18 protein-coding genes and 2 pseudogenes are annotated in these 23,765 nt (G+C 75.2%); 5 read left to right on the forward strand and 15 right to left on the reverse strand.

All coding sequences use genetic code 11. The features are described 5' to 3' along the window. Positions 1–127: 127 nt before the first annotated feature. A complete protein-coding gene (locus tag ACY1JF_RS18650; protein WP_462706275.1) occupies positions 128–2,374 on the reverse strand; it encodes an MMPL family transporter in 2,247 nt (748 codons plus the stop codon). Between the two features lie 193 nt (positions 2,375–2,567). Here ACY1JF_RS18650 and ACY1JF_RS18655 point away from each other — a divergent pair. Next, positions 2,568–3,071 (forward strand): annotated as a pseudogene (locus tag ACY1JF_RS18655) (SDR family oxidoreductase); the annotation flags it as partial. 316 nt (positions 3,072–3,387) lie between these two features. Here the strand turns inward: ACY1JF_RS18655 and ACY1JF_RS18660 are convergent. Further along, positions 3,388–3,639, reverse strand: a complete 252-nt coding sequence (locus ACY1JF_RS18660; protein ID WP_462706297.1) for a hypothetical protein — start codon at positions 3,637–3,639, stop codon at positions 3,388–3,390. On the opposite strand from ACY1JF_RS18660, the pseudogene ACY1JF_RS18665 reads away from it, so the two are divergent. From ACY1JF_RS18665 to ACY1JF_RS18675, 3 genes and pseudogenes are all read left to right on the forward strand, one after another. Next, positions 3,593–3,691, forward strand: a pseudogene (locus ACY1JF_RS18665) (DUF1697 domain-containing protein); the annotation flags it as partial. The gene ACY1JF_RS18660 and the pseudogene ACY1JF_RS18665 overlap by 47 nt on opposite strands. Before the next feature lie 46 nt (positions 3,692–3,737). After that, a complete protein-coding gene (locus ACY1JF_RS18670) occupies positions 3,738–5,252 on the forward strand; it encodes a hypothetical protein (protein ID WP_462706276.1) in 1,515 nt (504 codons plus the stop codon). Continuing rightward, positions 5,249–5,572, forward strand: coding sequence for a hypothetical protein (locus ACY1JF_RS18675; protein ID WP_462706277.1), 324 nt, complete (start codon positions 5,249–5,251; stop codon positions 5,570–5,572). The genes ACY1JF_RS18670 and ACY1JF_RS18675 overlap by 4 nt, the downstream gene beginning before the upstream one ends. Positions 5,573–5,679: 107 nt before the next feature. On the opposite strand, the gene ACY1JF_RS18680 is transcribed toward ACY1JF_RS18675, so the two are convergent. From ACY1JF_RS18680 to ACY1JF_RS18715, 8 genes are all read right to left on the reverse strand, one after another. After that, positions 5,680–7,017 (reverse strand): protein kinase domain-containing protein, encoded by a 1,338-nt coding sequence (locus tag ACY1JF_RS18680; protein WP_462706278.1) that lies wholly within the window; start codon positions 7,015–7,017, stop codon positions 5,680–5,682. A gap of 3 nt (positions 7,018–7,020) precedes the next feature. After that, positions 7,021–7,899, reverse strand: a complete 879-nt coding sequence (locus ACY1JF_RS18685; RefSeq protein ID WP_462706279.1) for a protein phosphatase 2C domain-containing protein — start codon at positions 7,897–7,899, stop codon at positions 7,021–7,023. Continuing rightward, the gene (locus tag ACY1JF_RS18690) at positions 7,893–8,555 is read right to left on the reverse strand and encodes a vWA domain-containing protein (protein ID WP_462706294.1); all 663 of its coding nucleotides are present in this window, start codon (positions 8,553–8,555) and stop codon (positions 7,893–7,895) included. Before ACY1JF_RS18690 ends, ACY1JF_RS18685 begins: the two co-directional genes overlap by 7 nt. A 192-nt stretch (positions 8,556–8,747) precedes the next feature. After that, the gene (locus tag ACY1JF_RS18695; RefSeq protein WP_462706280.1) at positions 8,748–10,337 is read right to left on the reverse strand and encodes a TRAFAC clade GTPase domain-containing protein; all 1,590 of its coding nucleotides are present in this window, start codon (positions 10,335–10,337) and stop codon (positions 8,748–8,750) included. A gap of 67 nt (positions 10,338–10,404) precedes the next feature. After that, the gene (locus ACY1JF_RS18700) at positions 10,405–13,176 is read right to left on the reverse strand and encodes a GTPase-associated protein 1-related protein (protein WP_462706281.1); all 2,772 of its coding nucleotides are present in this window, start codon (positions 13,174–13,176) and stop codon (positions 10,405–10,407) included. Then, entirely contained in the window at positions 13,173–14,411 is a 1,239-nt protein-coding gene (locus tag ACY1JF_RS18705; RefSeq protein WP_462706282.1) for a TRAFAC clade GTPase domain-containing protein, read from the reverse strand. Before ACY1JF_RS18705 ends, ACY1JF_RS18700 begins: the two co-directional genes overlap by 4 nt. Positions 14,412–14,414: 3 nt before the next feature. Continuing rightward, positions 14,415–16,685, reverse strand: coding sequence for a thioesterase domain-containing protein (locus tag ACY1JF_RS18710; RefSeq protein WP_462706283.1), 2,271 nt, complete (start codon positions 16,683–16,685; stop codon positions 14,415–14,417). A 169-nt stretch (positions 16,686–16,854) separates the two neighbouring features. After that, on the reverse strand, positions 16,855–17,547 hold the full coding sequence (locus ACY1JF_RS18715; RefSeq protein ID WP_462706295.1) for a TetR/AcrR family transcriptional regulator: 693 nt from the start codon (positions 17,545–17,547) through the stop codon (positions 16,855–16,857). 53 nt (positions 17,548–17,600) lie between these two features. Here ACY1JF_RS18715 and ACY1JF_RS18720 point away from each other — a divergent pair, with 53 nt between their 5' ends. Then, positions 17,601–18,731 carry an FAD-dependent oxidoreductase gene (locus tag ACY1JF_RS18720; RefSeq protein WP_462706284.1) on the forward strand — a complete coding sequence of 377 codons (1,131 nt, stop codon included), beginning with the start codon at positions 17,601–17,603 and terminating at the stop codon, positions 18,729–18,731. A gap of 67 nt (positions 18,732–18,798) precedes the next feature. Here the strand turns inward: ACY1JF_RS18720 and ACY1JF_RS18725 are convergent, their stop codons facing one another. Genes ACY1JF_RS18725 through ACY1JF_RS18745 form a run of 5 tightly spaced genes read right to left on the reverse strand, consistent with a single transcriptional unit; the run spans position 18,799 to position 23,725 of the window. Then, positions 18,799–19,548 (reverse strand): sirohydrochlorin chelatase, encoded by a 750-nt coding sequence (locus ACY1JF_RS18725; protein WP_462706285.1) that lies wholly within the window; start codon positions 19,546–19,548, stop codon positions 18,799–18,801. A gap of 7 nt (positions 19,549–19,555) precedes the next feature. Continuing rightward, positions 19,556–20,473 carry an ABC transporter permease gene (locus ACY1JF_RS18730; RefSeq protein ID WP_462706286.1) on the reverse strand — a complete coding sequence of 306 codons (918 nt, stop codon included), beginning with the start codon at positions 20,471–20,473 and terminating at the stop codon, positions 19,556–19,558. Further along, the gene (locus ACY1JF_RS18735) at positions 20,460–21,248 is read right to left on the reverse strand and encodes an ABC transporter ATP-binding protein (RefSeq protein ID WP_462706287.1); all 789 of its coding nucleotides are present in this window, start codon (positions 21,246–21,248) and stop codon (positions 20,460–20,462) included. The genes ACY1JF_RS18730 and ACY1JF_RS18735 overlap by 14 nt, the downstream gene beginning before the upstream one ends. Positions 21,249–21,293: 45 nt before the next feature. Then, positions 21,294–22,391 carry an ABC transporter substrate-binding protein gene (locus ACY1JF_RS18740; RefSeq protein WP_462706296.1) on the reverse strand — a complete coding sequence of 366 codons (1,098 nt, stop codon included), beginning with the start codon at positions 22,389–22,391 and terminating at the stop codon, positions 21,294–21,296. Positions 22,392–22,393: 2 nt separating this feature from the next. Continuing rightward, the gene (locus ACY1JF_RS18745) at positions 22,394–23,725 is read right to left on the reverse strand and encodes a sulfate adenylyltransferase subunit 1 (protein WP_462706288.1); all 1,332 of its coding nucleotides are present in this window, start codon (positions 23,723–23,725) and stop codon (positions 22,394–22,396) included. Positions 23,726–23,765: the final 40 nt, after the last annotated feature.

Genomic DNA, 23,765 nt, shown 5'->3' on the forward strand with positions numbered 1-23,765 from the left:
GCCGGGGTGGGGGGGGGGGCCGGGGCCGGGGCGGGGGGGGGGGGGGGGGGGGGGGGCGGCGGGGGGCCGCCGGCCCGCGGGCCCCCCACCGCTCGACAGCCCCCGGATCCTCAGGCTCCGGAACCCTTCACACCCCGACCCGTTCGCCCTCGCCGTCCCGGGCCGGCGGCGCGACCGGCGCGGGCGCCTCGTCGTGGGTGAGGTCCGGCAGCCGGTGCAGCCACTTCGGCAGGTACCAGTTGCGTTCGCCGAGCAGGGCCATCACCGCCGGCAGCAGCACCCCCCGGATGACCGTCGCGTCGATCAGCACGGCCGCCGCGAGGCCGACGCCCATCTGCTTCATGGACTGCATGGAGAGCGTCCCGAAGATCGCGAACACGGCCACCATGATGACCGCGGCGCTGGTGACCACCCCGGCCGTGGTGACCACGCCGTGCCGGATCGCGTCCGGCGTCGCGCGGCCCCGCAGCCGCGCCTCCCTGATCCGGGACACCACGAACACGTGGTAGTCCATCGACAGGCCGAACAGGATCACGAAGAGGAACAGCGGCAGCCAGGAGATGATCGCGCCGACGCCCTCCGCGCCGACCAGCGAGGCGCCCCAGCCGTGCTGGAAGACGGCGACCAGGACGCCGTACGCCGCGCCCACCGAGAGCAGGTTCAGCACGATCGAGGTGAGCGCCACCGTCAGGGAGCGGAACGACAGCAGCATCAGCAGGAAGGCGAAGACCACGACGAAGGCGAAGACCGGCAGCACCGAGCCGACCAGCTGGTCGTTGAAGTCCTTCGAACCGGCGACCTGCCCGGTGACCGGCGCCTGGACCCCGTCGACCTCGCCCAGCGTGGCCGGCCGGACCTCGTCGCGGAGCTTGTCCAGGCTCTCGCCCGCCCGGTCCAGGTCGGAGCCGCCGACCAGCGGGACGTACACCAGCGCGATGTCCCGCGCGTCGTGCACCTCGATGTCGACCGGGCCGCGCGAGGCGCCGGAGGAGACCGCCCGCTCCCGGAACTCCGCCAGCGCGGCCCGCACCTCGGGCGCGTCGATGTCGTCGGCCTTCACCACCACCTCGGCCGGTTCGGAACCGCCCGGGAACGCCTCGTTGACCCGCTCGTACGTCTGCACGATCGGCAGCGAGTCGCCGAACTCCTGGTCCAGGGTGAGGTTCTGCGTCTTCATGCCGACCGCGGGCGCGGCGACGGCCAGCAGCGCGCCGGTCGCCACCAGCACCGAGAGCACGGGCCGGGCCAGTACGCGGCCCAGTACGGCGGTCCAGAAGCGGCTCTCCCCGCTGCCGTTCCCGCGGCGCCGGCGCAGGAACGGCAGCCGGCCCTTCTCCACCCGCTCGCCCAGCAGCGACAGCAGCGCCGGCAGCACGGTCACCGACCCGACCATGGCGACCGCGACCACCATCAGCGAGGCCAGCCCCATCGCCTCGAACTCGGCGATCCCGGTGAAGAGCATGCCCGCCATCGCCACGCACACCGTGACGCCGGAGACGACGATCGCCCGGCCGCTGGTGGCGGCGGCGATCCGCAGCGCGGTTCCCGCGTCCCGGCCGGCGGCCCGCTCCTCGCGTTCGCGGCGCAGGTAGAACAGGCAGTAGTCGACGCCCACGGCCAGACCGACCAGCAGCATCACGGAGTTGGCGGTGTCGCTCATCGGCTGGACGTGGCTGACCAGGCCCATCAGACCCATCGTCGCGATGATCGCGGTGATCGCGAGCGCCACCGGCAGCAGCGCCGCGACCAGCGCGCCGAACGCGATGAGCAGGATGCCGAGGGCCACCGGGACGGCCGAGTACTCGGCCTTGCGGAAGTCGTCCCCGAAGGCGTCGTCGAACGTCTTCATCATGCTGGCGGAGCCGATCTCCTCGATCCGCAGCGACGCGTGGTCCCGCTGGACCCCCTCGACGGCCTCCAGCACCGGCTCGACCCGCTCACCGGCGGTGTCCGCCTCGCCGCGGACGTCGAACCGCACCAGGGCACTGCGGCCGTCCTTCGAGACGGTGTCCGTGTCGTACGGCGAGGTCACGTCGGTGACCCGGCCGGTCCTCTCCACCGCGCCGATCACCGCGTCCACGGCGGCGCGGAACTCGGCGTCCGCGGCGGTGGGGCCGCCGTCCCCGGCCTGGACCAGGACGGTCTCCCCGGCCGGCTCCTCGATGCCGGCGTCCTCGATGATCCGGGCGGCGGTGCGCGTCTCGCCGCTCAACTGGTCACCGTCCTCGACGTCGACCCGGCCGGCCGCCGAGCCGAGGACCGTCGCCAGGACCACGAACAGCACCCAGATGCCGACGGCGGCCCATCGGTGCCGAGCACTCCAGCCGCCGGCCCGCGCGGCCAGGCCCCGCGCCCTCGTATCCCCGTGTCCCATGGCGGGCTCGCCCCCTCGTGAACGGCGCCGGCCCCCTGCCGCCGCCTTCCACAGTCGAAGCTAGGGGCCGCGCGGAGCCCTCTCGTCGTGCTGTCCGACGAACCGTCGGCGCCCCGGCTCCTCCTTTGGAATCGGGCGTCTCCGCACTGGGGAGGACACGGGCCCCTTACAACTGTCCGGGTACGCCCGTTCGGACCCCCTGGGGGTCAACGCCGGCATCTCACCCCTCACGCCGCTCGAGTCGACGACCGAGGACGTGTACGACGAGCTGTTCGCGATCAACACCAAGGGCGCCTTCCTCACTGTGCAGAAGCTCGCCCCGCTGCTGAGCGCGAACGCCGGCATCGTCCTCACCACCTCGATCGCGAACGTCATCGGCATGGTGGACACCAGCGTCTATGCGGCCGGCAAGGCGGCGCTGCGCTCGATGGCCCGCACCTTCTCCCGCGAGCTGCTTCCGCGGGGAATCCGTGTCAACGCGATCAGCCCGGGTCCCATCGACTCGGGGATTCTGGACACGATGAACTTGTCCAAAGAGGCCGCCGACCAGTTCAGGGCGGAGCGGACCGCGAGCAACCCCATGAAGCGCTACGGCACCGTCGAGGAGTTCGCCAAGGCGGCCGCATTCCTCGCCTTCGACGCCACGTACACCACCGGCATCGAGCTGGCCGTGGACGGCGGCGAAACCCAGCTCTGAGCCCGTCTGCCGTCCGGCCACGGGCGTAAGGCCTGCCGCAGCGGTTTCAAGGGGCGCTGCGACACGTGGTCGTGCCGGTCAGGCCGCGAGCGGTATTGCAGGCGCTCGGCTGGGGTTTCCCAGCCGAGCGTTTCGCGTGGGCGGCCGTCGAGTGCGGCGGCGACGGCGTCAAGGTGCTCGCACCAGGAGGTCGTCGCGGCCCACGAGGACACGCCGACTGAACCTTCCCCCGTGAAGTGGAGACCTGTTTGTGTCGTTGTGCGGCGAGGATGCTGGTGACCAGATGCTGTTCGTGGGCGATCGGAGCCCCAGCTCCTCACCCCAGGGCCGCCGCCGGTCCGCCCTCGGGGGCGCGCGGGCCGGGCACGGCGTCCCGGGCGGTCAGGTCCGGGCCGAGGCGTCTGTTCATGCCCAGCTCGAACCGGCCGTAGGGATTCACATGGGTCCAGAACAGCGGGAAGAGCGCCCGCCGGTCCGCGTCGGCGAGGGTGTCAGCCCACTTCGGATCGGCGAGGAGCTGCGCCGGACCGCTGTCCAGGCCCCGCGCCACCAAGGGCCTCGTCGCCACCACCCGAAACTGGAACACCGCCGTGAAACCGGTCGGGCTGACGGCGTCCTGACTCCTGGCTAAGGTGGGCCGGGAGTACGGGGGAAGGGCGTGTCACCGTGGGGGGAAAGGCGCTGCCGGCGTTGCCGCAGTACCGCAAGGACGGGGTCACCCGGCGGCTGTGCGCCTCGGTCCACCTCGACGAGGAACTCGCCCGCCGGCTCGACCGGGAACTCACCGGCGACCGGCTGACCTCGCCCGGACTGACCCTCGGCATCAACTTCGTCGCCCTCGCCCGGCACGCCCGCGCCGCCGCCGCGCGCCGCGACACGCTGGAGCGGCGGCTCACCTGGCTGGCCGCCGCCCTCGTCACCGCCGTCCTGGTGGGGCTGTGGGGACTGACCGGCGGACACGGCACGGTCGCCGCGGTCGGCATCCACGGCCCGCTCGCCGTCCTCGGCGCCTCCTGGTGGCTGATCCACCGCACCGAGGCACAGGCCCGCGACGCGGCCCGCGCGGTGTTCGCGGGCACCGAGAGGGCCGAGAAGCTCGCCCCGCCGGTGGAACCCGAGACGGAGGCGTGGCTGCACGAACTCAAACGGGCCAACGTGCTGCCCTACGCCGACGCGGCGGCCCTGACCACCCCCTTCGTCGGCAGCGGCACGAAGATCAAGGAGGTGGTCTGGCAGCCCATCGACGTCAGCCGGCCGGCCGAGGCACCCGGCGGCGGCAAGCTCCCGCTGCTCCCCTTCGACGCGGTCGACCTGCACACCTACGTGGCCCGGCAGATGGAGTCCATCGCCGGCCTGGAGGGCCTGCGGGCCAGGAACCGGCTCTACGTCCTCGGCAGCCACGCCCACCTGCTGCCCGAACTGGTCCCCGACCGCACCGCGCGCCCCCGCGCCCAGCTGCCCAGCCGGCTCGTACAGGCCGGCCTGCACGCCCCCGGCGCGGGCATGCGCACCCACCTGTGCCTGGAACGGGTCGGCGAGGGCGGACGGGTCGTCGTCTGCATGTACCTGCGGGCGATCCTGCACCGGCCCCACCTCACCTGGGAGGTGGCCGCCTACGTGATCCCGCCGCTCGGCGCACGCTTCGACCGGGTGGACCGGCTGCCGGTGGCCCCGTTCGACCGGTGGTGGAGCCTGGTCGCGTACGCCACCTCGCACCTCCTCACCGACCTGCGCCGGGCGCCGGGACGCCGGCGCGCACGCCGGCGCCGGGCGCGGCGGGACGCGCGGGCGCTGGCCCGGCGGCGGCGGGAGATCACCGAGCAGCACCTGCTGGTCGACCACGGCGCCGACGACAGCGTGCGGGCCCGGCTGAGCGACTGGGCGGAGGCGGGGTACGCCGAGCGGATCGACGCCCAGGACTACCTTTTCCGCCTCCAGCAGGGAGTGCTGGTGGCCACCGAGCGCTTCCTGAAGGACCACAACGTCGACACCAGTTCCTTCGACCGGGCGCAGCAGGTCATCAGCACCCAGACCTACAACATCTCCGGTGACATCACCGGACCCAGCAACATCGGCACCGGCGGTCGGATCACCGTCAACGGCGGACCGCAGGCCCAGGCCGGTCCGCAGGGCCGCGGTGGTCCGGCGGCGGCGCCGGGCCAGGGAGGAGCGACAGCATGAGCACGTACAACTTCCACGGGAACGTCAGCGGGCCGTCCAACTTCGGCGACCACGGACGCATCGAGATCAACAACGGGACGGACCCGGCCGCCGCGCCGGCGCTCGCGGACCGGCTGGCCGAGCGGCTGCGCGGTGAGCACCCCGCGCTGGTGCCCGAGGCCGAGGCCGTCCAGGACGAGCTGGCGCGGGCCGGGCAGGAGGGGCGGGCCGTCGACCGGGGCCGCGTCCGGGCCGCCCTGGAGACCATCGGCATCGGCGTCGCGGCGGGCAGCGGCAGCCTCGCCCTGGCCCAGGAGCTGGGGCGCGCGCTCGGACTCTGACCCGCCCTCACGTCCGCCCGGTGCCGGTCCGCCTTCACCGTCGTCCGGTGCCGGTCCGTCCTCACCGTCGTCCGGTGCCGGCCCGCCTTCACCGTCGCCCGACGCCGTCACTCGGCGTGCACCACCGCCCGCGCCCCCTCCCCGAGGTCCAGCTCCAGACCGGCCCGCAGCGGCACCGTCTGGCCGGGCGCGATCCGCTGGAGGGTGCCGTCGGAGCGGTTGCCCGTCCAGGTCCGCTCGGACCGGTTGGCGATGCCGAACCGGCCCGGCTTCGAGGGGTGTTCCACCAGCTCCGCGACGAGCGCCCCGTCCGAGCAGTCGTGCCGCTCCGGCTCCGGCGCCAGATGGTGTTCCTGCACCCGGGCCGCCCGCCCCAGCCGGATGTGGTGCCCGGCGCGCGGCGGCGGCGTGGTCACCACCAGCCGGGGCGGCAGCGCCACCCGGGCCCCGCACCCCCAGCAGTTCCTGGGCGGCGGGTTCCCGCCCGGCTCGGTCATGTTCTGCCGCCCGCAGGCGGCGCACTCCACCACCGCGTCCAGCACCGCCCGCAGCGCGTCCCGCCACTCCGACTCGCGCACCCGCGCCGCCGGATCGCGCAGCCCCGTCGTGAAGACCCGGCGGAACAGCTCCCGCAGCCGCTCCGCCGTCGCCTCCCAGGTGGCCAGCACGGTGGTGTGCTCCATGGGGTCGGGGGCGTTGGAGGCGTCGGCCGGGTCGAAGACGAACAGCGGATCACGGCCGTACAGCTTGCGCTCGGCCGCGTCGTCCAGGCAGTGGATGCCCAGCTCGCGGCGGCCCTCGAAGGGGTGGTGGTTCATCAGCAGCATGAACAGCAGCACGGCCAGGGAGTGCAGGTCGGACTGGGTGCCGGGCCGGGCGCCCGGGTCGCCGCGCACCAGCTCCGGGGCCATGAACTTCATGGTGCCGGAGATGCCGCTGACGTCGCCCTCCACCACCGCGTTGTCGTTGTCGCAGACCAGCACCTCACCGGTGGCCGGGTCGAAGAAGATGTTGCCCCAGGAGATGTCCCGGTAGGCGACGCCCCGCATGTGCAGCGCCTGGTAGGCCTCCACCGTGTACAGGCAGGCCCGCAGCAGCGCCCGGGTGTTGGTGCGCAGCCGACGGCGGAACAGCTCGGGCAGCCCCTTGAAGCGTTCGGGGCGCAGGTCCATCAGGTAACCGAAGGAGCCGCGGTACGGCCCCACGTGGGCCTGGGGCCACAGGAAGCGGTCGTCGTGGAAGTCGCGGTGCACCAGCTCCCGGACGATGGCCTCCTGCTGGGGCGTCGCCGAGGTCGGGTAGTACCACTTCAGGGCCTTCTCCCCGGTCCAGGTCGCGACCCGGTACACCTCTCCCTGCCCGCCGGCCCCCAGCAGGGCGAGGATCTCGACCTCGTCCCCGTTCTCGGTGGCCAGCCGTGTGCCGGCGTCCAGCATGCCGCTCATCTCTCAGCTCTCCGTCTTCCGTTCCGGTTCCGCCCCGGTCCCCGTGTCCGAGGGGCGCAGCGCCGCGGTGAGGGTCGTGTCGTCCCCCGAGTGGCGGGAGGCGTGCGCCAGCCACTCGGGCAGCAGGTGGCGCACCCGCGCGCTGCCGTCCGCGGCCAGCCGGTCGCGCAGGTCCTCGACGAACGCCCGGTACCCGTCGGCCGACGCGAAGCTCTTGGACAGCCCGTCCGTCGACAGCACCACCAGGCGCGGCAGCCGGGCCTGTTCGAACACCGGCGCCCAGTGCGTGCGCACCTGACGCCAGGCCCGCGGCCCGCACAGTGAGTCCGTCTCGTCCCCGAGCGCCTCCTCGGCCGGTGCCAACGGCCGCTCCAGCGTGCCGTCGTGCGCCACCACCGCGAGGTCACCGTCCCCGATCTGCCAGGCCACCAGCAGCCAGGGGGTGAGCACCGCGCCGATCAGCGTGGTGCCGTACAGCCGCAGCTTCTCGTCGTCCCCCGGCTCCGGCGCCCCGTCGTCGGCGACCGGCCGGTGCCGGTCCCAGTGACCGAGCGCCGCCGCGCGCCACTCGCGCACCAGGGCGCGCGGGAAGTCGTCGCGGGCGTACGTCATCAGCCGGGCCGGCCGCCCCGGCCCGTGCGGGTCGCGGGCCGCCCGGCCGAACTCGGCGGCCAGCACCGTGAAGCGGTCCACGGCGAACCGCGCGCCCAGCTCGCTGCGGGCGTACGCGGGCGAGCCGTGCCCGTCCGCCACCGCCAGCACCAGCGGATCGTCGGCGCTCCCCGCCCCCTGGCAGACGTACCAGTCCTGGTTGCACCGCTTGCCGACGCCCCGGACGCTCTCGCCGAGCGTCTCCCAGGGCCGTACCCGTAGCGTCACCACACGTCGTCGTCATCGTCGTCGTCCAGGACCGGCGGGGCGAACGGCTGCTTGACCGTCGGGTCCTCCTGGCCCGCCATCGGCTGCGAGGCCGCCTTCACCGCCGCGGTCGACGCCCACCGGATGGCCGCGGCCAGCTGCTTGCCGTTGTGCGCCTCCAGCGGCTTGAACTCCGGGTTGCCGATGAACTCCTGGAGCACGTCCTTGTCCGCGTCGTGGCCGATCGCGATGGCGATCCGGACCGCCTTGCGGCCCCAGGGCGTCGCGTCGACCGCCGCGAGCCCCGCCCGCCAGTCGTCGGTGGGCACCCCGTCCGACACCAGCGCCAGCACCGGCTTCAGCGCCCGCTGCGGCATCGGCGGGGTCTGGAGTTCGCGGGCGACCAGGGTCAGCGCCTCGCCCAGGTTGGTCGTGCCGTCCACCTCGACGTCCTGCCAGGTGAAGTCGTCGACCGGGACCGGCGCCTGGTGCAGCCACTGGGCCGTGGTGGAGAAGGTGATGGTGCGCAGCAGCAACTGAGCCGCCGGGTTGTCGGCCGCCACCGCCCGCATCTCGGGCAGGGCCTCCCGGATCGCGTAGTTCAGCCTGGCGATCTTGTCGCCCTGCATGGAGTACGAGCAGTCCAGCAGCCAGATGAAGTGGACCGGCCGGTTGGCCATGGGCCCGCCGGGGATGTCGCTCACGTGGTTGTCGCCTTTCCGGTAGTCGCGCGCAGGGGAGGACGGGCGCGCGGGTCCGTCACAGCAGCCACCACACCAGCGCGGCCACCGCTACGGGCGTCAGCGCCAGGGAGGTGAGGAACAACGCCGCCACCAGCCGCCGTCCACGTCCGATGGATGGGGTCACCCGGGTCATGCCGTCGTGTACGTCCTCTCCGCCGGTGCGCCGGTGCGCAGTCCCGTGGCGGCGAGCAGCCACAGCACCGGTTCGGCCGCCCTCAGCTGCTCGCTCTCCAACGGGCCCGCACAGGTGGCGGCATGGGCGCTCACCGTCCAGTAGCGCGCCGACCGGAAGTCGTGCCCGAGGGCGCGCACCAGGGGGCCGAGCCCGATCTCCGTGAGCCACTCGTCGATCCGGTCGCCGGGCACCGGCAGCGAGGCGAGCCCGTCGATGACGTCCCGCTTGGTGACCACCGCGGCCACCGGCAGCCGGGACCGCCGTCCGGTCAGCGCCGCCAGCTCCCCGGTCAGCCGCTGGTACGTGTCCCAGGGTCCCTGCGCCGCGGGACGGGCCCGTGCCACGAGGCGGGCGTCGTCGGGGGAGAGCCGGCCGCGCACCACGCGATCGGCCAGGACGTCGGCGACCAGCACCACACCGTCCGCGTGCGCCAAGTACCCCTGTCCGCGCACCCGTTCGGCCTCGCTCACCGACTCGCCCATCGGGTCGTACAGGTACAGCAGCCTCCGCCGCCGGCCCCGGCTCACCAGCAGCATCAGGGCGCGCGGCGGTCCGCCGGTCGTGGCGTGCGCCCAGCCGGTGCGCCGTACCTCCTGGACCAGGCCGGTGGCGGCCCGCCGGTCCTCGTCCGAGGCGTACTCCACCGACAGCCCGCCGCGTCGCGCCCACGCCTGGAGCCCTTCCGTCATGGCCGTCATCAGCATCGTCTTGCCCGACGAGGTGCCGCCGATCAGCGGCGCGTGCACGACGCGGGTGGTGGCGGCGGCCTCGGGCAGCCACCGCTCGCAGTAAGGGCAGTGCGCCGGGAGTCCGCCACCGCCCGCGAGCCGGGTGGCGGGCAGCCGGCGCCCGCAGTCGCAGACGTGCCACAGGGCGCCGTACCGGCCGGGCCGCAGCGCGCGGTGCTCGGCACGGCAGTCGGGGCAGTGGTGCAGGGCCAGCGGCACGGGGCGGTAGCAGCCGGGGTGCGGGCACTTGACGCGGACGCCGCGCACCAGCCGCCGGCCGCGCTCCAGCCCGCGCAGCGCCGGTACGGCCGCCGCCCAGCCCAGCCAGACCAGTTCGAGCAGCAGGGCGAAGACCGTGAGTACGGCGGTCAGGGCGGCGGAGGCCAGCACGGCGCCGAGGACCGCGCCGGCGGCGGTGCCGGGCGCGACGAACACCGCCAGCAGGAACCGGTTGACCGGGACGTCCACCCGGCGCCCGTCCGGCCGCCGTCCGGTGAACAGGTTGCGGGCGGTCCGCTCCAGCCACCCGTCGACGAGGTCGCGCCGGACCGTCCGCATGCCGTGCTGGGCGGCGGTCGACGCGTCCACCCACATCTGCCGCCACCAGTAGGCGAGCTGGGCGGGCTCGGGCTGCTTCGCCGTCCGCAGCCGCCCGTCACCGTCCCCCGTCCGCCACGGCCCGAGCCGCCGCCAGACGGCGCCCAGCCCGGCCGCCGTCAGCTTCCACACCGCCCGGCCGGCGCACACGCCGACGGCGATCAGCGCGGTCCAGCCGCCGAGGACGAGGAGCGGGAGCGGTACGAGGCCGGAGGTCATGGGGTTCCTCCGGCGCCGCGTGTCGGGGGTGTCGGAGGCGTAGGGGGTGTCACGGGCGTCGGGGACGTCACGGGCGGCCCTCCCCGGCCGGTGGCTCGATGTCGCCGTGCCGCACGGGCGGGCGCTCGGCGCGGCGGTTGCGGCCGGAGAAGCGGCCCGCCAGACGGCCGAGGGTGCCCGGCCGGTTCCAGGAACGGAACGCGTCGAGCCGGCCGCCACCCGCCCGGTCGAGGGTGTCCTCGATCCCGGCCAGGTCTTCGGCGGGCAGCGCCCGCACCACCGGGCGCAGCACCTTCGTCAGCAGGGCGGTGCGGGTCTCGTCCCAGGCCGGATGGGTGCCCGGGCAGGCGCTCCAGGCGCAGAAACAGGCGGCGGCGTACGCCGGTGAGGTGCGCAGCCGGTCCCGCACCCGCTCCGAGCGCCCCGCCCGTTCGTACGCCGCCAGCAGCCCGGGCTCGCCCGACCGGGCCAGCCCGTACAGCTCGCTGTCCGGCGCGGGGCCGTCCACCAGCCGTCGGGCCAGCGCGGCGAAGACCCGCTCCGTCACCGTGTCCGGCACCGGCTCGGCGGCACCGTCGCGCAGCCCGAGCGCCCGGCCGACCCACTCCTCGCCCTCGCCCGCGGTGCCCAGCAGGCCCGTGAACTCCAGCAGGAGCAGCGCCGCCCGCTGTCCCGGCCGCAGCTCCGTCGGGAAACAGCGCAGCAGGTCGGCGGCGAGGACGGGGACGTCCAGGTCGTCCAAGGGCGCGGCGAGGGCGGCGTCGACCAGGACGTCGCGGGTGCCGGCCGCGCGGTGGATGTCCGAACCCAGCTCGTTCAGCAGCAGGCCGGCCTCCTGGCTGGTCGGCAGCTCGCCCGGCCACACCAGGCGCAGGGCGGTCCCCAGGACGGCCGGGACGGCGTGCGGCGAGACCCCGGCGGCGCGCAGCACTCCGTGGAACCGGGCGAGCCGGTCGCCCGGTTCCCGCGCCTGGGGCGGCAGCACGCACATCCGCAGGTGCGGGAAGTTCGGGTGCGGTGCGACGGGCAGCCGCGATCCGGCGAGCCGCCGGGCGACGGTGACCGGATCGGCGGCGGCCAGCGCGTCCAGGGCGCCGAACAGGGCGATGCGCAGGGCGGGGTGGCCCTCGACGGCGTCGAGCAGGGCGGGCGGACACCCGTCGGACTCCCCGGTGGGACCGGTGGGACCGGTGGGGCCAGTGACGCCGTGCGCGGAGCCGGGCCGGAGGCCGTCGGGAGCCGAGGCGGGGGCGGGGACGGGGGCGGAGGCCGTGGTCCCGTACGCGGTGCCGTACGCGGTGCCGTGCGCCGTGCCGTGCGGGGCATCACGCCAGACACCTTCCGCGCCGCTCCCGCCGGTCCCGTACACGCCGGACCCGCCGGTCCCGCCGGTGCCGTCCGCGCGGGGGCCCGCACCGCCGTGCCCGCCGGTCCCGCCGGTGTCCTCCCCGCCGGTCCCCGCGGCGCCCCCCGGCCCCGCCACCAGCGCCCGCGACAGCCGCCCCGCCAGCTCCGGCAGCAGGTCCTGGCAGTCGACGTCGAGCAGATCGGCGGTGCCCAGCAGGAGCAGGGGCCGGCCGACGGCGGGCTCGCGCGGGTCGGCGATGCCGGAGCGCAGCGGCGCGGCCAGCGTCCGGGCCAGCTCGTCCCGGACCACCGGCGTCAGCGACCCGGCGCGCAGCGCGGGCACCGGCCCGCCGCCGAGCACCGCCGAGGTCAGCACCCGCCCGGCCAGCGGTGCCGTCACGGCGGTCGGCAGCCGTCCCTCGACCCGGTCCAGGAGCTCGGCCAGCGCCGCCCGTTCGGCACCGGCGTCCCCGGGCGGCGTCCCCCCGTCGTCGCGGGACGTGCTCAGTACCCCGATCAGCGCCGTCAGCTTCGCCTCGGGCAGCGACCCGGCCCGCTCCGCGGCCCAGCGGGCGGCGGCGGTTCGGGCGTCGGCGCGCAGCGCGACCCCGGCGGCCAGCGCCGACGCGGCGAGGTGCCCGAGCTCCAGCGAGGCGTCCCGGAACAGCTCCGGACGCGCCGCGCACCACACCCGCGCGCAGGTGTCGGCCCACGCGTCGGGCACCGCGCCGGCGGAAGGACCCGCGGGCCGCCCGGTGCAGTCGTGCACCCGCAGCCGGGGCCCGGCCGCGCACGGCTCGGACGACGGCAGCGCGCCGACGATCTGCTGGCGGGCCTGGAGCGGCCGGCGGGTGTACGTAGTGAAGGTCAGCCGGTGTGCCACCTCCCGGGGCAGCACCGCGCAGGCCAGCGCGATCCACTGGGCCACGGCCGCGCTGTCGTGCTCCACCAGCACCACCTGGCAGGCGTCCGGATCCTCGGCCAGTGCCCGCAGGTCGGCGAAGAACGCGGCGAGCCGGTCCGCGCGGGACGCGGCGAAGGCGACCAGGCCGTCCCGGCGCAGCAGCCCCGACGGCTCCAGCCGGTCCACCGGCGCGGGCCGCCGGTCGGCGGGCGTGGCGTCGGCCCAGCGCGGCGACTCCCACGCCGTGATGGGCAGCGCCCCGTCCGGCAGCCGCGTCCCCGGCGGCAGGTACAGGGCGTGCGCGTGGAAGTTGCCCCAGCGTCCGCTGTAGTCGGCTCCGGTGTAGACGGTACGGCTCAGCAGCCGCCCCCCGTCGGACAGTTCGTGGAAGCCCAGCGCCTTGGGGAAGTCCCGCAGCTGCGCGGCGTCCGGCCGGGCCGGCAGGTCGCGCGGCGGCTCGTACCCGATGAGCTGCTCGGCCTCCCGCAGCAGCCCCTGCGGTACGCCGGGACTGACCGCGGTGAACCGGAACCCGGAACCGTCGGGTCCGGGCGGCGCGGACGTGTAGTGCAGCTGGGCGAGGCTCACTTGGTCCCTCCCTTCCCGGCGCCGCGCACCCGCAGCAGCCCCCGTCGGCTCAGCAGCCACAGCAGCGGATCCTCCACCCGTACCGGACGCGGCCCCGACTTCGGGGCGTCCGCCGGGGCGTCGGCCGGGGGCGGGGCGCCCAGCGCCGACAGACCGAACAGGGACACCTCGGCGAAGTCCAGCTCCAGCCGCCGCAGCAGCGTCCCCGAGTCCCAGTCGGCCAGCAGCGACCGCATCTCCTCGTGCACCGCGAGCCGGTCCACGTCGTCGTACACGCCGCCTCGGTGCGGGGCGCTGGCCAGCAGCGGCGAGTGCGGAGCGAGCAGCGACCCCAGCATGTCCGTCTTGGTGACGGCCACCGCGATCGGCGTGCTGACCCGGCCCCGGGCCCCGCGCCGGCCGTGCGCGCGCAACTGGGTCGCCAGATCGGCGGCGATCTGCTCCGGCGGGGTCTCCACCGCCGGCAGCGGCGGACCGTCGTGCACCGGCAACCGGTCCCGCACGGAACCCAGTTGCAGCGGGTCGACCAGCAGGATGATGCCGTCGGCGGCGCTGAGGTAGCGGGTGTAGCGGTCCATCGCCTCCGCGTCCGCGAGATCCTCGCCCGCCGCGTCGAAGAAGACCAGCGTGGTGTGCCGGGTGCCGCCGCCCGGCCGGTCGCGCCGGGGCAGGCTCAGCCGGTACAGCAGCGGGTCGCTGAAGCCGAGCGCCGCCGGGCGGGTGGCGTCCGGCAGCCGCCGCCGCTCGTACAGGTCCTCGGCCATCTCCCTGTCCCGCCGCTGGGTGCTCGCCCCCATCGCGGCCAGCGAGGCGTGGTACGCCTGCCCGACCCGCTGGTTCAACTCGTTGACCAGGACGGAGACGTACGTGCTCTTGCCCGACGCCTTCGCGCCGACCAGCGCGATGATGCGGCTGTCCTGGTCGCAGTAGTCGCTGGGCAGGTCGTTGTGGCAGCTCCCGCAGACCCGGACCGTCGTGCCGACCCCGCACTTGGGGCAGGGCACGCGGCCGGCCGAGTGGCCGAGCACCCGGCCCACACTGCGCGGCGCGTCGAAGACGGGGCCGCGCATCCGGGCCGCCGGGGGAGCGGCGGGTCCGGTGAACCCGGCCCACACGTCGTCGCGCACGGGACCGCACGGCGTGCCCCGCACGCCGCTCGGCATCATCTGGCAGCGGTAGGGCAGCCGGGCCGCCGAGGCGCGGGTGAAGCAGTAGGGACAGGTGACGGTCGTCATGGCTCAGCGCACCACCAGGGTCGCGGGAGAGGGTTCTTCGAGGCGTACGGCCGTGGCGTGCTCGCCGAGCAGGAAGCCGCGCAGGGTGTAGGGGGCGGGGACGGGCGGGGCCGGCAGTTCCCGCTCGACCGTGCCGCCGTTGTGGGTGAGGTCGCGGCCGGCGATGCGCAGCACGGTGGTGCCGTCGCTCGCGTCCCGGGGGCGCAGCGTGCCGCCGCGCACCACGCACACGAACTCGGGCAGGTCCGCGCCGGCCGGGTCCGGGCCCAGCAGGGTGACCCGCAGCAGGGCCCGGCGGCGGCCGAGCGGCAGGAACCGCCCCGGCGCGCGCACCAGCCGGTAACCGATGGCGGTGTCCGCGGCGAGCAGCACCTCGGCGGTCGCGGCGGGCAGCACCACCGCCTCCGGTATCTGGGAGGCGACCGAGGCGCGCAGGCGCACCGCGTGCGGGCCGACGGGCAGCCGCAGGCCGCCGCGCCGGTACGCGTGCGCGGTGACCGTCCGTTCGCCGCCCTCACCGGCGCCGGCGGTCCCGGGCCCCGGCAGGGGCTCCCAGGCGACGGTGACCTGTCCGGTGCCCTCCGGCCAGTCCAGGGTGACGGCGGCCTCCCCGCCCGGGAGCCGGCGGGCGGCGAGGGCGGTGACGGGACGCAGCACCTCGACGTCGACGACGGGCCCGGCCAGCGCCCGGTCGCCCAGGACGGCCACGGCTGCGACGCGCAGGTGCCCGCCCCGGCGGGGGCGCACGGTCCGGGAGGGCGCGGGTCCGCCCGGGTCCGGGCGAGCCGTCCCGGACGGTCCGGGCCCGGATCCGTCCAGGCGGGGCGGCAGTTGGTCGGTGCGCAGTTCGGTGCCGGGCGCCGGCGCGTCGCCGGGCCACTCCACCAGCCGGACGTCGGCGCCCGACGCCCCGGTCCAGCCGAACCGCAGCGCGTCGCCGTCGGGCTCGGCGGTGAGCGTGCCGACCGGCTCCGGCCAGGGGTGGACGGTACGGGTGAACAGGCGGCCCGGTGAGGCGACGGACGTGCCGTCGGGGGCCCGGTAGTGGCAGCTGACCCGGAACGCGTGGGCGCCGACGGCCAGCCCCGTCGCGGTGAGCCCGTCGGAACGGGCGTCCAGCCGCTCGGCCGTGCTCCGCGGCCCGGTGTGCTCCACCGTCACGCCGGTGGCGCCGGGCGGGCAGGTCCACGCGCAGGTCACCCTGCCCGGCCCGTCGGTCACGGCCGGATCGCCCACCTCCGGGGTGACCGCCAGCCGGTGCGACACCAGCGGCGGCCCGGCCACCTGGCCGTCGCGCAGCGGCAGGGCGGCGTAGCGGACCGTGGTGCCGGGCACGACGTCCGTGTCCCGGGCGGCACCGGCCAGGGCGGGCACCTCGCGGTGCCCGGTGGCGCCCCGCTCGTCCTTCAGCAGGCACAGCAGCCGCCAGGAACCGGCGCCCGCCTCGCCTTCGACGGGCCACGACAGCGCGACGTGGCCGAGGCCGAGTCCGGTGCGCAGGGCAGCGGGCCCGCCGGGTTCGGGCCGGTGGACGCGGATCAGCCCGTGCAGCGCCCGCCGGTCGTCCGCGGCCTGGCCCAGCGCCCGCAGGTACTGCTCCGTGGCGGCCTCGGTGTCCCCGCGCCGTACGGCCCGCCGGGCCGACTCCAGCGCCGACTCCAGGGCGGCGAGCCGGCCGGCCAGCTCCGTCCGCAGCGCCCGCAGCGCCGGGTCGTCGCCCCGCGGCAGCCGCTCCAGCAGCATGCGGGCCCGGTACAGCCGGCGCTCCTCCCAGGCGTCGGCGAGCGCCTCGGCGGCGGCGCGCTGGTCCCGGTCGAGGACCGGCCGCACCCGGGCCGCCGCCAGCAGCCCCGCCGCCTCGCCGGCGTGGACGCCCGACTCGGCGACGGCCTGCTGCCACTGGTCCGGCGTACGGTCCTGCACCAGGCCGATCAGCTGGTAGAGCACGATCCGGCGCAGCGCCAGCGGGTCGCGCCGGTGCACCGCGGCCAGCAGCCGCGCCAGCTCCGCCGCCGGACCCGCGCCGCGGGCGACCCGGTCCAGCAGCGCGCCGTCCACCCGCCGGTGGCCGCGCGGACCGGACGGCACGGCCAGCCCGTCCAGGACCCGCAGCCCGCCCCCGGACGGTAAGAGGATCTCAGCCGCGTGCCGGGCGCCCGCCGCGTGCTGGGCGGCGGCGAGTTCGGCGTAGCCGGGGACGAGCGGACTCAGCGGCAGCCCCGACAGCGCACCCGGCAGCCCCAGATGATGTCCGAATACCCGACCTGCCCCCACCTGAGCTGTTTCCCCCCGCGCTCGTTCTCCGAAGGACCATCCCAGCAGATCGGCGACCGGGGAGGGAAGGCTTTTCCGCAACCCGCGCGTCCGCACTCCCCGTACTCCGCCCCCGCGCCCGCGCACACCACCTGCTCCCGCCCCCTCGGCTTCCGGCGGGAGCCGGGCCTCAGGCCGGCGGCCGGGTGAGCCTGACGGCCACGGCGTCGAGGACCCACTCCAGACCGGTGGCGAAGGAGGTCCCGGCGTCCACGTGCGTGCCGTCGCGCACGGCCCTGGCCAGTGCCGGAAAGCGGCCGGTCGCCAGCATCCTCGTCACGTGCGGGCCACGGGCGCGCTGCCAGTCGCCCTGGGACAGGCCCGTGGCACGCTCGGCCCGCAGGTCGGCGGCCTCGCGCCGGATCGCGCCGATGAAGTAGGCGCTGACGGTCTCCACGGCCCGCAGGACGGTGTCGATGTCGGCGAGGCCGTCGAGCGCGGACAGCGTGGCCTCGGACACGGCGAGGCCGTTCGGCCCCAGGGCCGGGCGCCCGCCGAGCAGGTCGGCCAGCCACAGGTGCCGCAGAGCGGCCCGCCTGGTGCGGTGGGCGAGGGTGCCCAGCGCCTCCCGCCAGTCACCGGGTGGCTCCTCGGGGAGGATCTCGGCGTACACCTCGTCCACCATCAGGTCCAGCAACTCCTGCTTGCTGGAGAGGTAGCCGTACAGCCGCATCGGGCCCGCGTCCAGCCGGGCGGCGACCTTGCGCAGCGACACCGCCTCCAGCCCGCCCTCGTCGGCCAGCTCGACGGCGGCGGTGACGATCCGCGCCCGGTCCAGCGGCACGGGGCGGGGCGGCGGCTCCGGCCGGTCCCAGACAGTCATGGTCACGCCGTTTCTGTTGTGAGCGTCACAGGACACCGATACGGTGTATCGGCATGAGACAGCGTATAGCCGTGGTCGGGGCCGGCCCCGCCGGCCTCACCTTCGCCCGGGTCCTGCACCGCCACGGCCACCCCGTCACCGTCCTCGAACGCGATCCCGCCCCCGACGCCCGCCCCTCGGGCGGCACCCTCGACCTGCGCGAAGGACAGGGCCAGCGCGCGCTGGACATGGCGGGGCTGCTGGCGCAGTTCCGGGCGCTGTCCCGCCCCGAGGGGCAGGCCATGCGCATCCTGGACACGGACGGGACCGTCCTGCGCGACTGGCGCCCCCGTCCGGACGAGCGGGCCAACCCCGAGATCGACCGCGGTCAACTCCGTGACCTGCTGGTCGGCCCCCTCGACGTCCAGTGGGGCCGGGGCGTGGCGAAGGCGGTGCCCGGGAGCCCGGACGGCGTGCGGGTCCACTTCGAGGACGGGCGGCAGGAGACGTACGACCTCGTGGTCGGCGCGGACGGCGCCTGGTCCCGGGTCCGTCCGGCCGTCTCGCCGGTGACGCCGCACTACACCGGCGTCACCGCCGTGGAGACCTCCCTCGACGACGTCGACACCCGCCACCCCGGCCTCGCCCGGCTGATCGGCGACGGTTCCGTGGCCGTGTACGGCGTGAACCGCGCCCTCGTCGCCCAGCGCAACAGCGGCGGCCACGTCAAGGTGTACGCCCAGTACCGCGCCCCGCTGGACCGGCGCCCGGCCCCGGAGCGGGACCCGGACCCGGCCGACACCGAGGCCGTACGGGCGGGCCTGCTGGCCCTGTTCAACGGCTGGGCCGCCCCCGTCCTCGACCTCCTCCGCCACGGCACCGCTTTCGTCCATCGCCCCCTGTACACCCTGCCCGTGGCCCACACCTGGACCCACGTCCCCGGGGTGACGCTGCTCGGCGACGCCGCCCATCTGATGCCGCCACTGGGGGCGGGCGCCAACCTCGCGATGCTGGACGGCGCCGAACTCGCCGAGTCCCTCGCCACCGGCCCCGACGACCCGGACGACACCGTCCGCGCCTTCGAGGAACGGATGGGGGCCCGGGCCGCCCGGTGGGCGGAGATCACCACGGCCGGTCTGGAACGCCTCGTGAGCCCGGACCCCGCCGCGGCCCTCGCCCTCTTCGAGCAGGTCCAGCCGTCCTGACCAGCGCCTCGACCAGGTCCAGCCGTCCTGACGGCAGGGCGCGCGACAGCGGCGGCGAGGACCGGCGTCACGCCCCCACGGCCACCCGCGCGGCCGCCCCCGCGGCCGCCCGCGCCGCCTCGTACCGCTCCACCAGCAGCCGGGCCACCTCGGGCGCCGGACCGAGCACGTCCGCCAGCACGTCGGCCTCGGCCGCGCCGCGCGCGATCCGGTCCGGCAGGCGGCCGGGGGCCAGGACGTACGGGGCGACGGCGATCCGCGCGCAGCCGAGGTCCCGCAGTTCGCGCACCGCCTGTTCGGTGCGCGGCAGGGACGCGGAGGCGAACGCGGGCCGCACGGCGCACCAACCGGTGTGCCGCCACTCCCGCGCGATTTCTGCGATCACCGCGATCGCCTCCGGGTCGGTGGACCCCGCCGAGGCCAGCACGACCCCGGTCGAGGACTTGTCGGCGGGCGTCAGGCCCGCCGCGTACAGCCGCCGCTCCAGCGCGGCCAGCAGCAGCGGGGACGGCCCCAGCACCTCGGCCTGCCGGATCCGCAGCCGGGGCGGCGCGTCCGCGAGGACCGCCGGGATGTCCGCCTTGGCGTGGAAGGCGCGGGTCAGCAGCAGCGGAAGCGCCACGACGTCCCGGACGCCCTCCGCCGCCAGGGACTCCAGCACCCCCGGCACCGAGGGCACGTTGAAGTCCAGGAACCCGGTCTCCACCCGGACGTCCGGGCGCAGCGAACGGACCCGGCGGACCAGGGCGTGCACGGTCGCGGCGTGCCGCGGATCGCGGCTGCCGTGGGCGATGACCAGCAGGACCGGTCGGGACATGACGCGTTCAGCTCCTCACCAGCAGGCCGCGGCCGCGCAGCACCCACCGTTCCAGCGGGCTGAAGACCAGCAGGTCGACGGCGATGCCGACGACCAGGATCAGCCCGATCGCCTCGAACACCATGGCCATGTCGCTGGCGTTGCGGCCGTTCTCCAGCAACTGCCCGAGCCCGACGCCCAGGTCGGGGAAGGACGCGATGATCTCGGCGGCCATCAGCGACCGCCAGGAGAACGCCCACCCCTGCTTCAGACCGGCCACGTAGCCGGGCAGCGCGGCCGGCAGCGTGATGTGCCAGGTGCCCTTCAGTCCCGTCGCGCCCAGCGTGCGCCCGGCCCGCAGGAAGACCGGGGGGACCTGGTCGACGCCGGAGACCAGTCCGTTGGCGATGGACGGGACCGCGCCGAGCAGGATCACGGCGTACATCATCGAGTTGTTCAGCCCCAGCCAGATCACGGCCGGCGGCACCCAGGCCACCGACGGCAGCGACTGGAGGCCGGACAGGATCGGGCCGATCGCCGCCCGCACCCACCGCACCCGCGCCACCAGCAGCCCCAGCGGCGTGCCGATCACCAGCGCCAGCAGGAAGCCGGACAGGCCGCGCGAGACGCTGGTCCAGATGTAGCCGAGCAGGGTGCCTTCGAGCCAGGCCCGGCGCACCACGTGCCACACGTCGGCGGGCGCGGGCAGCTTGGTCGGGTCGTCGACGATCCCGAAGGAGATCAGCGCCTGCCACCCGGCCAGCACCAGCAGCACGGCGACGACCGGCGGCAGCACCTTCTGCGTGAGCGTCTGCCGCAAGGACGCGGTACGCCCCGGCTGCCGGGTCTCCAGTGCGTCGAGGCCCGCCTCCAGACCGGCGAGGTCGCCCGTGTCCTTCTTCACCGGCGTCGTGCCGGTGTCCGGTGTCGTGTCAGTGCCGGCCATGGCGACGGATCTCTTTCCGTAGTTCCTCGGTGATCTCGACGGACAGTTCCGCCACGGCGGCGTCCTCGACGCGGCGCGGGTGCGGGAGGTCCACCGTCCACTCCCGGGCGACCCGGCCGGGACGGGAGGACAGCAGCACGACCCGCTCGGCGAGGCGGACGGCCTCGCGCACGTTGTGCGTGACGAACAGGACGGACAGCTTCGTCTCCCGCCAGATCCGGGTCAGCTCCTCGTGCAGCACGTCCCGGGTGATCGCGTCCAGCGCGGCGAACGGCTCGTCCATCAGCAGCAGCCGGCTCTCCTGGGCGAGCGCGCGGGCCAGGGCGACCCGCTGGCGCATCCCGCCGGACAGCTCGTGCACCCGCTTGCCGTGCGCGCCGCCGAGCCGGACCAGGGTGAGCAGTTCCTGCGCCTTGTCCCGGCGCTCGGACTTCGGTACGCCGCGCAGCCTCAGGGCGAGTTCGACGTTCTTGCCCGCGGTCAGCCACGGGAACAGGGCGTGCTCCTGGAACATGAGCGCCGGGCGCCCGTCCGTGTCGATCGTCCCGGCGCTGGGCCGGTCCAGGCCCGCCACCAGGTTCAGCAGCGTGGACTTGCCGCAGCCCGAGGCGCCGAGGAGGGTGACGAACTCGCCGGGCGCGACGTCGAGGCTGACGTCGTCCAGGACGAGCTGCTGCCCGGCCGGGCCCGCGAAGGACTTCGAGACGTGCGTGATCCGGGCGGCGTGGGTGGCCGCCTCGGTGCCGTCGGCGGCCTTGGCGAGGGTCGTGGCCATGGTCGTCACCTCCTGGGACGGGTGGGGGAAGGGGCGGGAACGGATCTACTCGACGCCGAGCCCGGCGTCGTCCACCGCGGGCTCGCCCTCGGCCGCCAGGACCTTGTCGAGCAGCGTGAGGTCGTAGATGCCCTCGAGGCCGGTGTCCTCCAGCAGCCCGGCCCGGACGGCGTGCCGGGCCTGGACGGCGAGAGTGGCGGCCAGCGGGTCGTCGGTCACGTGCAGCGACTCCCAGGCCGGGTCGAGGACGCCGGCGGGCAGCGCCTTGCCGGAGTCGGCCGCCAGCTGCTCGTTGGCCGCGGCCTTCGCCGCCTCCGGGTGGGCCTCGATCCAGCGGTTGGTCTCCACCGAAGCCCTCAGCACCGTCTCGACGGCCTTCGGATGCTCCTTCAGGAACTCCTGCGACACGACGATGTTGGTGATCACGAACTTCTGGTCCGGCCACAGGTCGGCCTCGTCGACCAGCACCTTGCCGCCCTCGGCGACCAGCCGGGACGCGGTCGGCTCCGGCACCCAGGCCCCGTCCACCGAACCGCTCCGGAAGGCGTCCGGGGTGACCTTGTTGTCACTGCGTACGACGGTGACGTCACCCCGGCCGCTCTGCGCGTCGACCTTCCAGCCCCGCTCGGCGGCCCAGTGGAGGAACGCCACGTCCTGGGTGTTGCCGAGCTGCGGGGTGGCGATCCGCTTGCCCTCGACGTCCGCGACCGACGTGATCTTCTCGGGGTCCACCACCAGTTTCACCCCGCCAAAGGCCGAACCGCCGACAATCCGCAGGTTCTTCCCGCCCGACCGGACATAGCCGTTGACCGCCGGGGACGGCCCGATCCAGCCGATGTCGACCGACCCCGAGTTCAGGGCCTCGATCTCGGAGGGACCCGCGTCGAAGACCGCGTACCTGGCCTCAGTGCCGCCCAGCGCCTTCTGGAAGAAGCCCTTGCGGTGGCCGACCAGGGCGGTGGCGTGGGTGACGTTGCCGAAGTAGCCGATCCGGACCGCGTCCAGACCGTCGGTCTTCGGCGCCCCCGCGACCGCCTTGACGGTGTCGTCCACCGGGGCCTGCGACCCGTAGCCGCAGGCGGCCAGGGCGAGCAGGGGCAAGGCGGCGACCACCGGCAGGGCGCGACGCGCGGCGAAGGCCATGCTCAGAAGTCCCACCCGTCGTCGTCCGCCTCGGCCGTGACCGGCTCCGGGGACGCGAAGGACTCGCCGACCATGCCCGCGGTGAGCGTGGTGCCGTCGGCCGGGTCGATCAGGATGAACGAGCCCGTGCGCCGCGAGTCGGCGTAGGAGTCGGCGGGCAGCGGCTCGGCGGTGCGGATCTTCACCCGGCCGATGTCGTTGGCGACGAGCCGCCCCGGGTGCGGGTGCAGGGACAGGTCGTCGAGGGTGAGCCGGGACGGGATGTCCTTGACGATCGCCTTCACCGTGCGCGTGCCGTGCTTGAGCAGCACCCGGTGGCCGACGGTCAGCGGCTGGTCGGCGACGTGGCACACGGTCGCCTCGACGTCCTGCGTGGTGGCCGGCGCGTCCTTGGCGGGCACGATCAGGTCGCCCCGCGAGACGTCGATGTCGTCCTCCAGCAGCAGCGTCACCGACTGCGGCGTCCACGCCACGTCGACCGGCTCGCCGAGCAGGTCGATCCCGCTGACCTTGGTCGTCCGCCCCGACGGCAGCACGGTGACCGCGTCGCCGACGCGGAAGGAACCGGCGGCGATCTGACCGGCGTACCCCCGGTAGTCGGGGTGCTCGGCGGTCTGCGGCCGGATCACGTACTGCACGGGCAGCCGGGCGTGGCAGTGCGCCAGGTCGTGGCTGACCGGCACGGTCTCCAGGTGCTCCAGGACGGTGGGGCCGCCGTACCAGTCCATGTGCGCGGACGGCTCCACCACGTTGTCCCCGACCAGCGCCGAGATCGGGATCGCGGTGACCTCGGGGACGCCCAGTTCGGTCGCGTACGCCGTGAACTGCTCGGCTATGGAGGCGAACACGGACTCCTCGTAGCCGACCAGGTCCATCTTGTTGACGGCGAGGACGACGTGCGGGACGCGCAGCAGGGCGGCGATGGCGGCGTGCCGGCGGGTCTGCTCGACGACGCCGTTGCGGGCGTCGACGAGGATGACCGTCAGTTCGGCCGTGGAGGCGCCGGTGACCATGTTGCGGGTGTACTGCACGTGCCCGGGGGTGTCGGCGAGGATGAACCGGCGCCGGGGGGTGGCGAAGTAGCGGTAGGCGACGTCGATGGTGATGCCCTGCTCGCGCTCGGCGCGCAGGCCGTCGGTGAGCAGCGCCAGGTCGGGGGTCTCCTGCCCGCGGGACGCCGAGGCGCGCTCCACGGCCTCCAGCTGGTCGGCGAGGACCGACTTGGAGTCGTGCAGCAGCCGTCCGACCAGGGTGGACTTGCCGTCGTCGACCGATCCGGCGGTGGCGAACCGCAGCAGGGTGGTCTCCGAGAGGATCTCGGTGGTGGTGGTCATGTCTAGAAGTACCCCTCGCGCTTGCGGTCTTCCATCGCGG

Source organism: Streptomyces sp. SYSU D01066-1 (assembly GCF_054956795.1).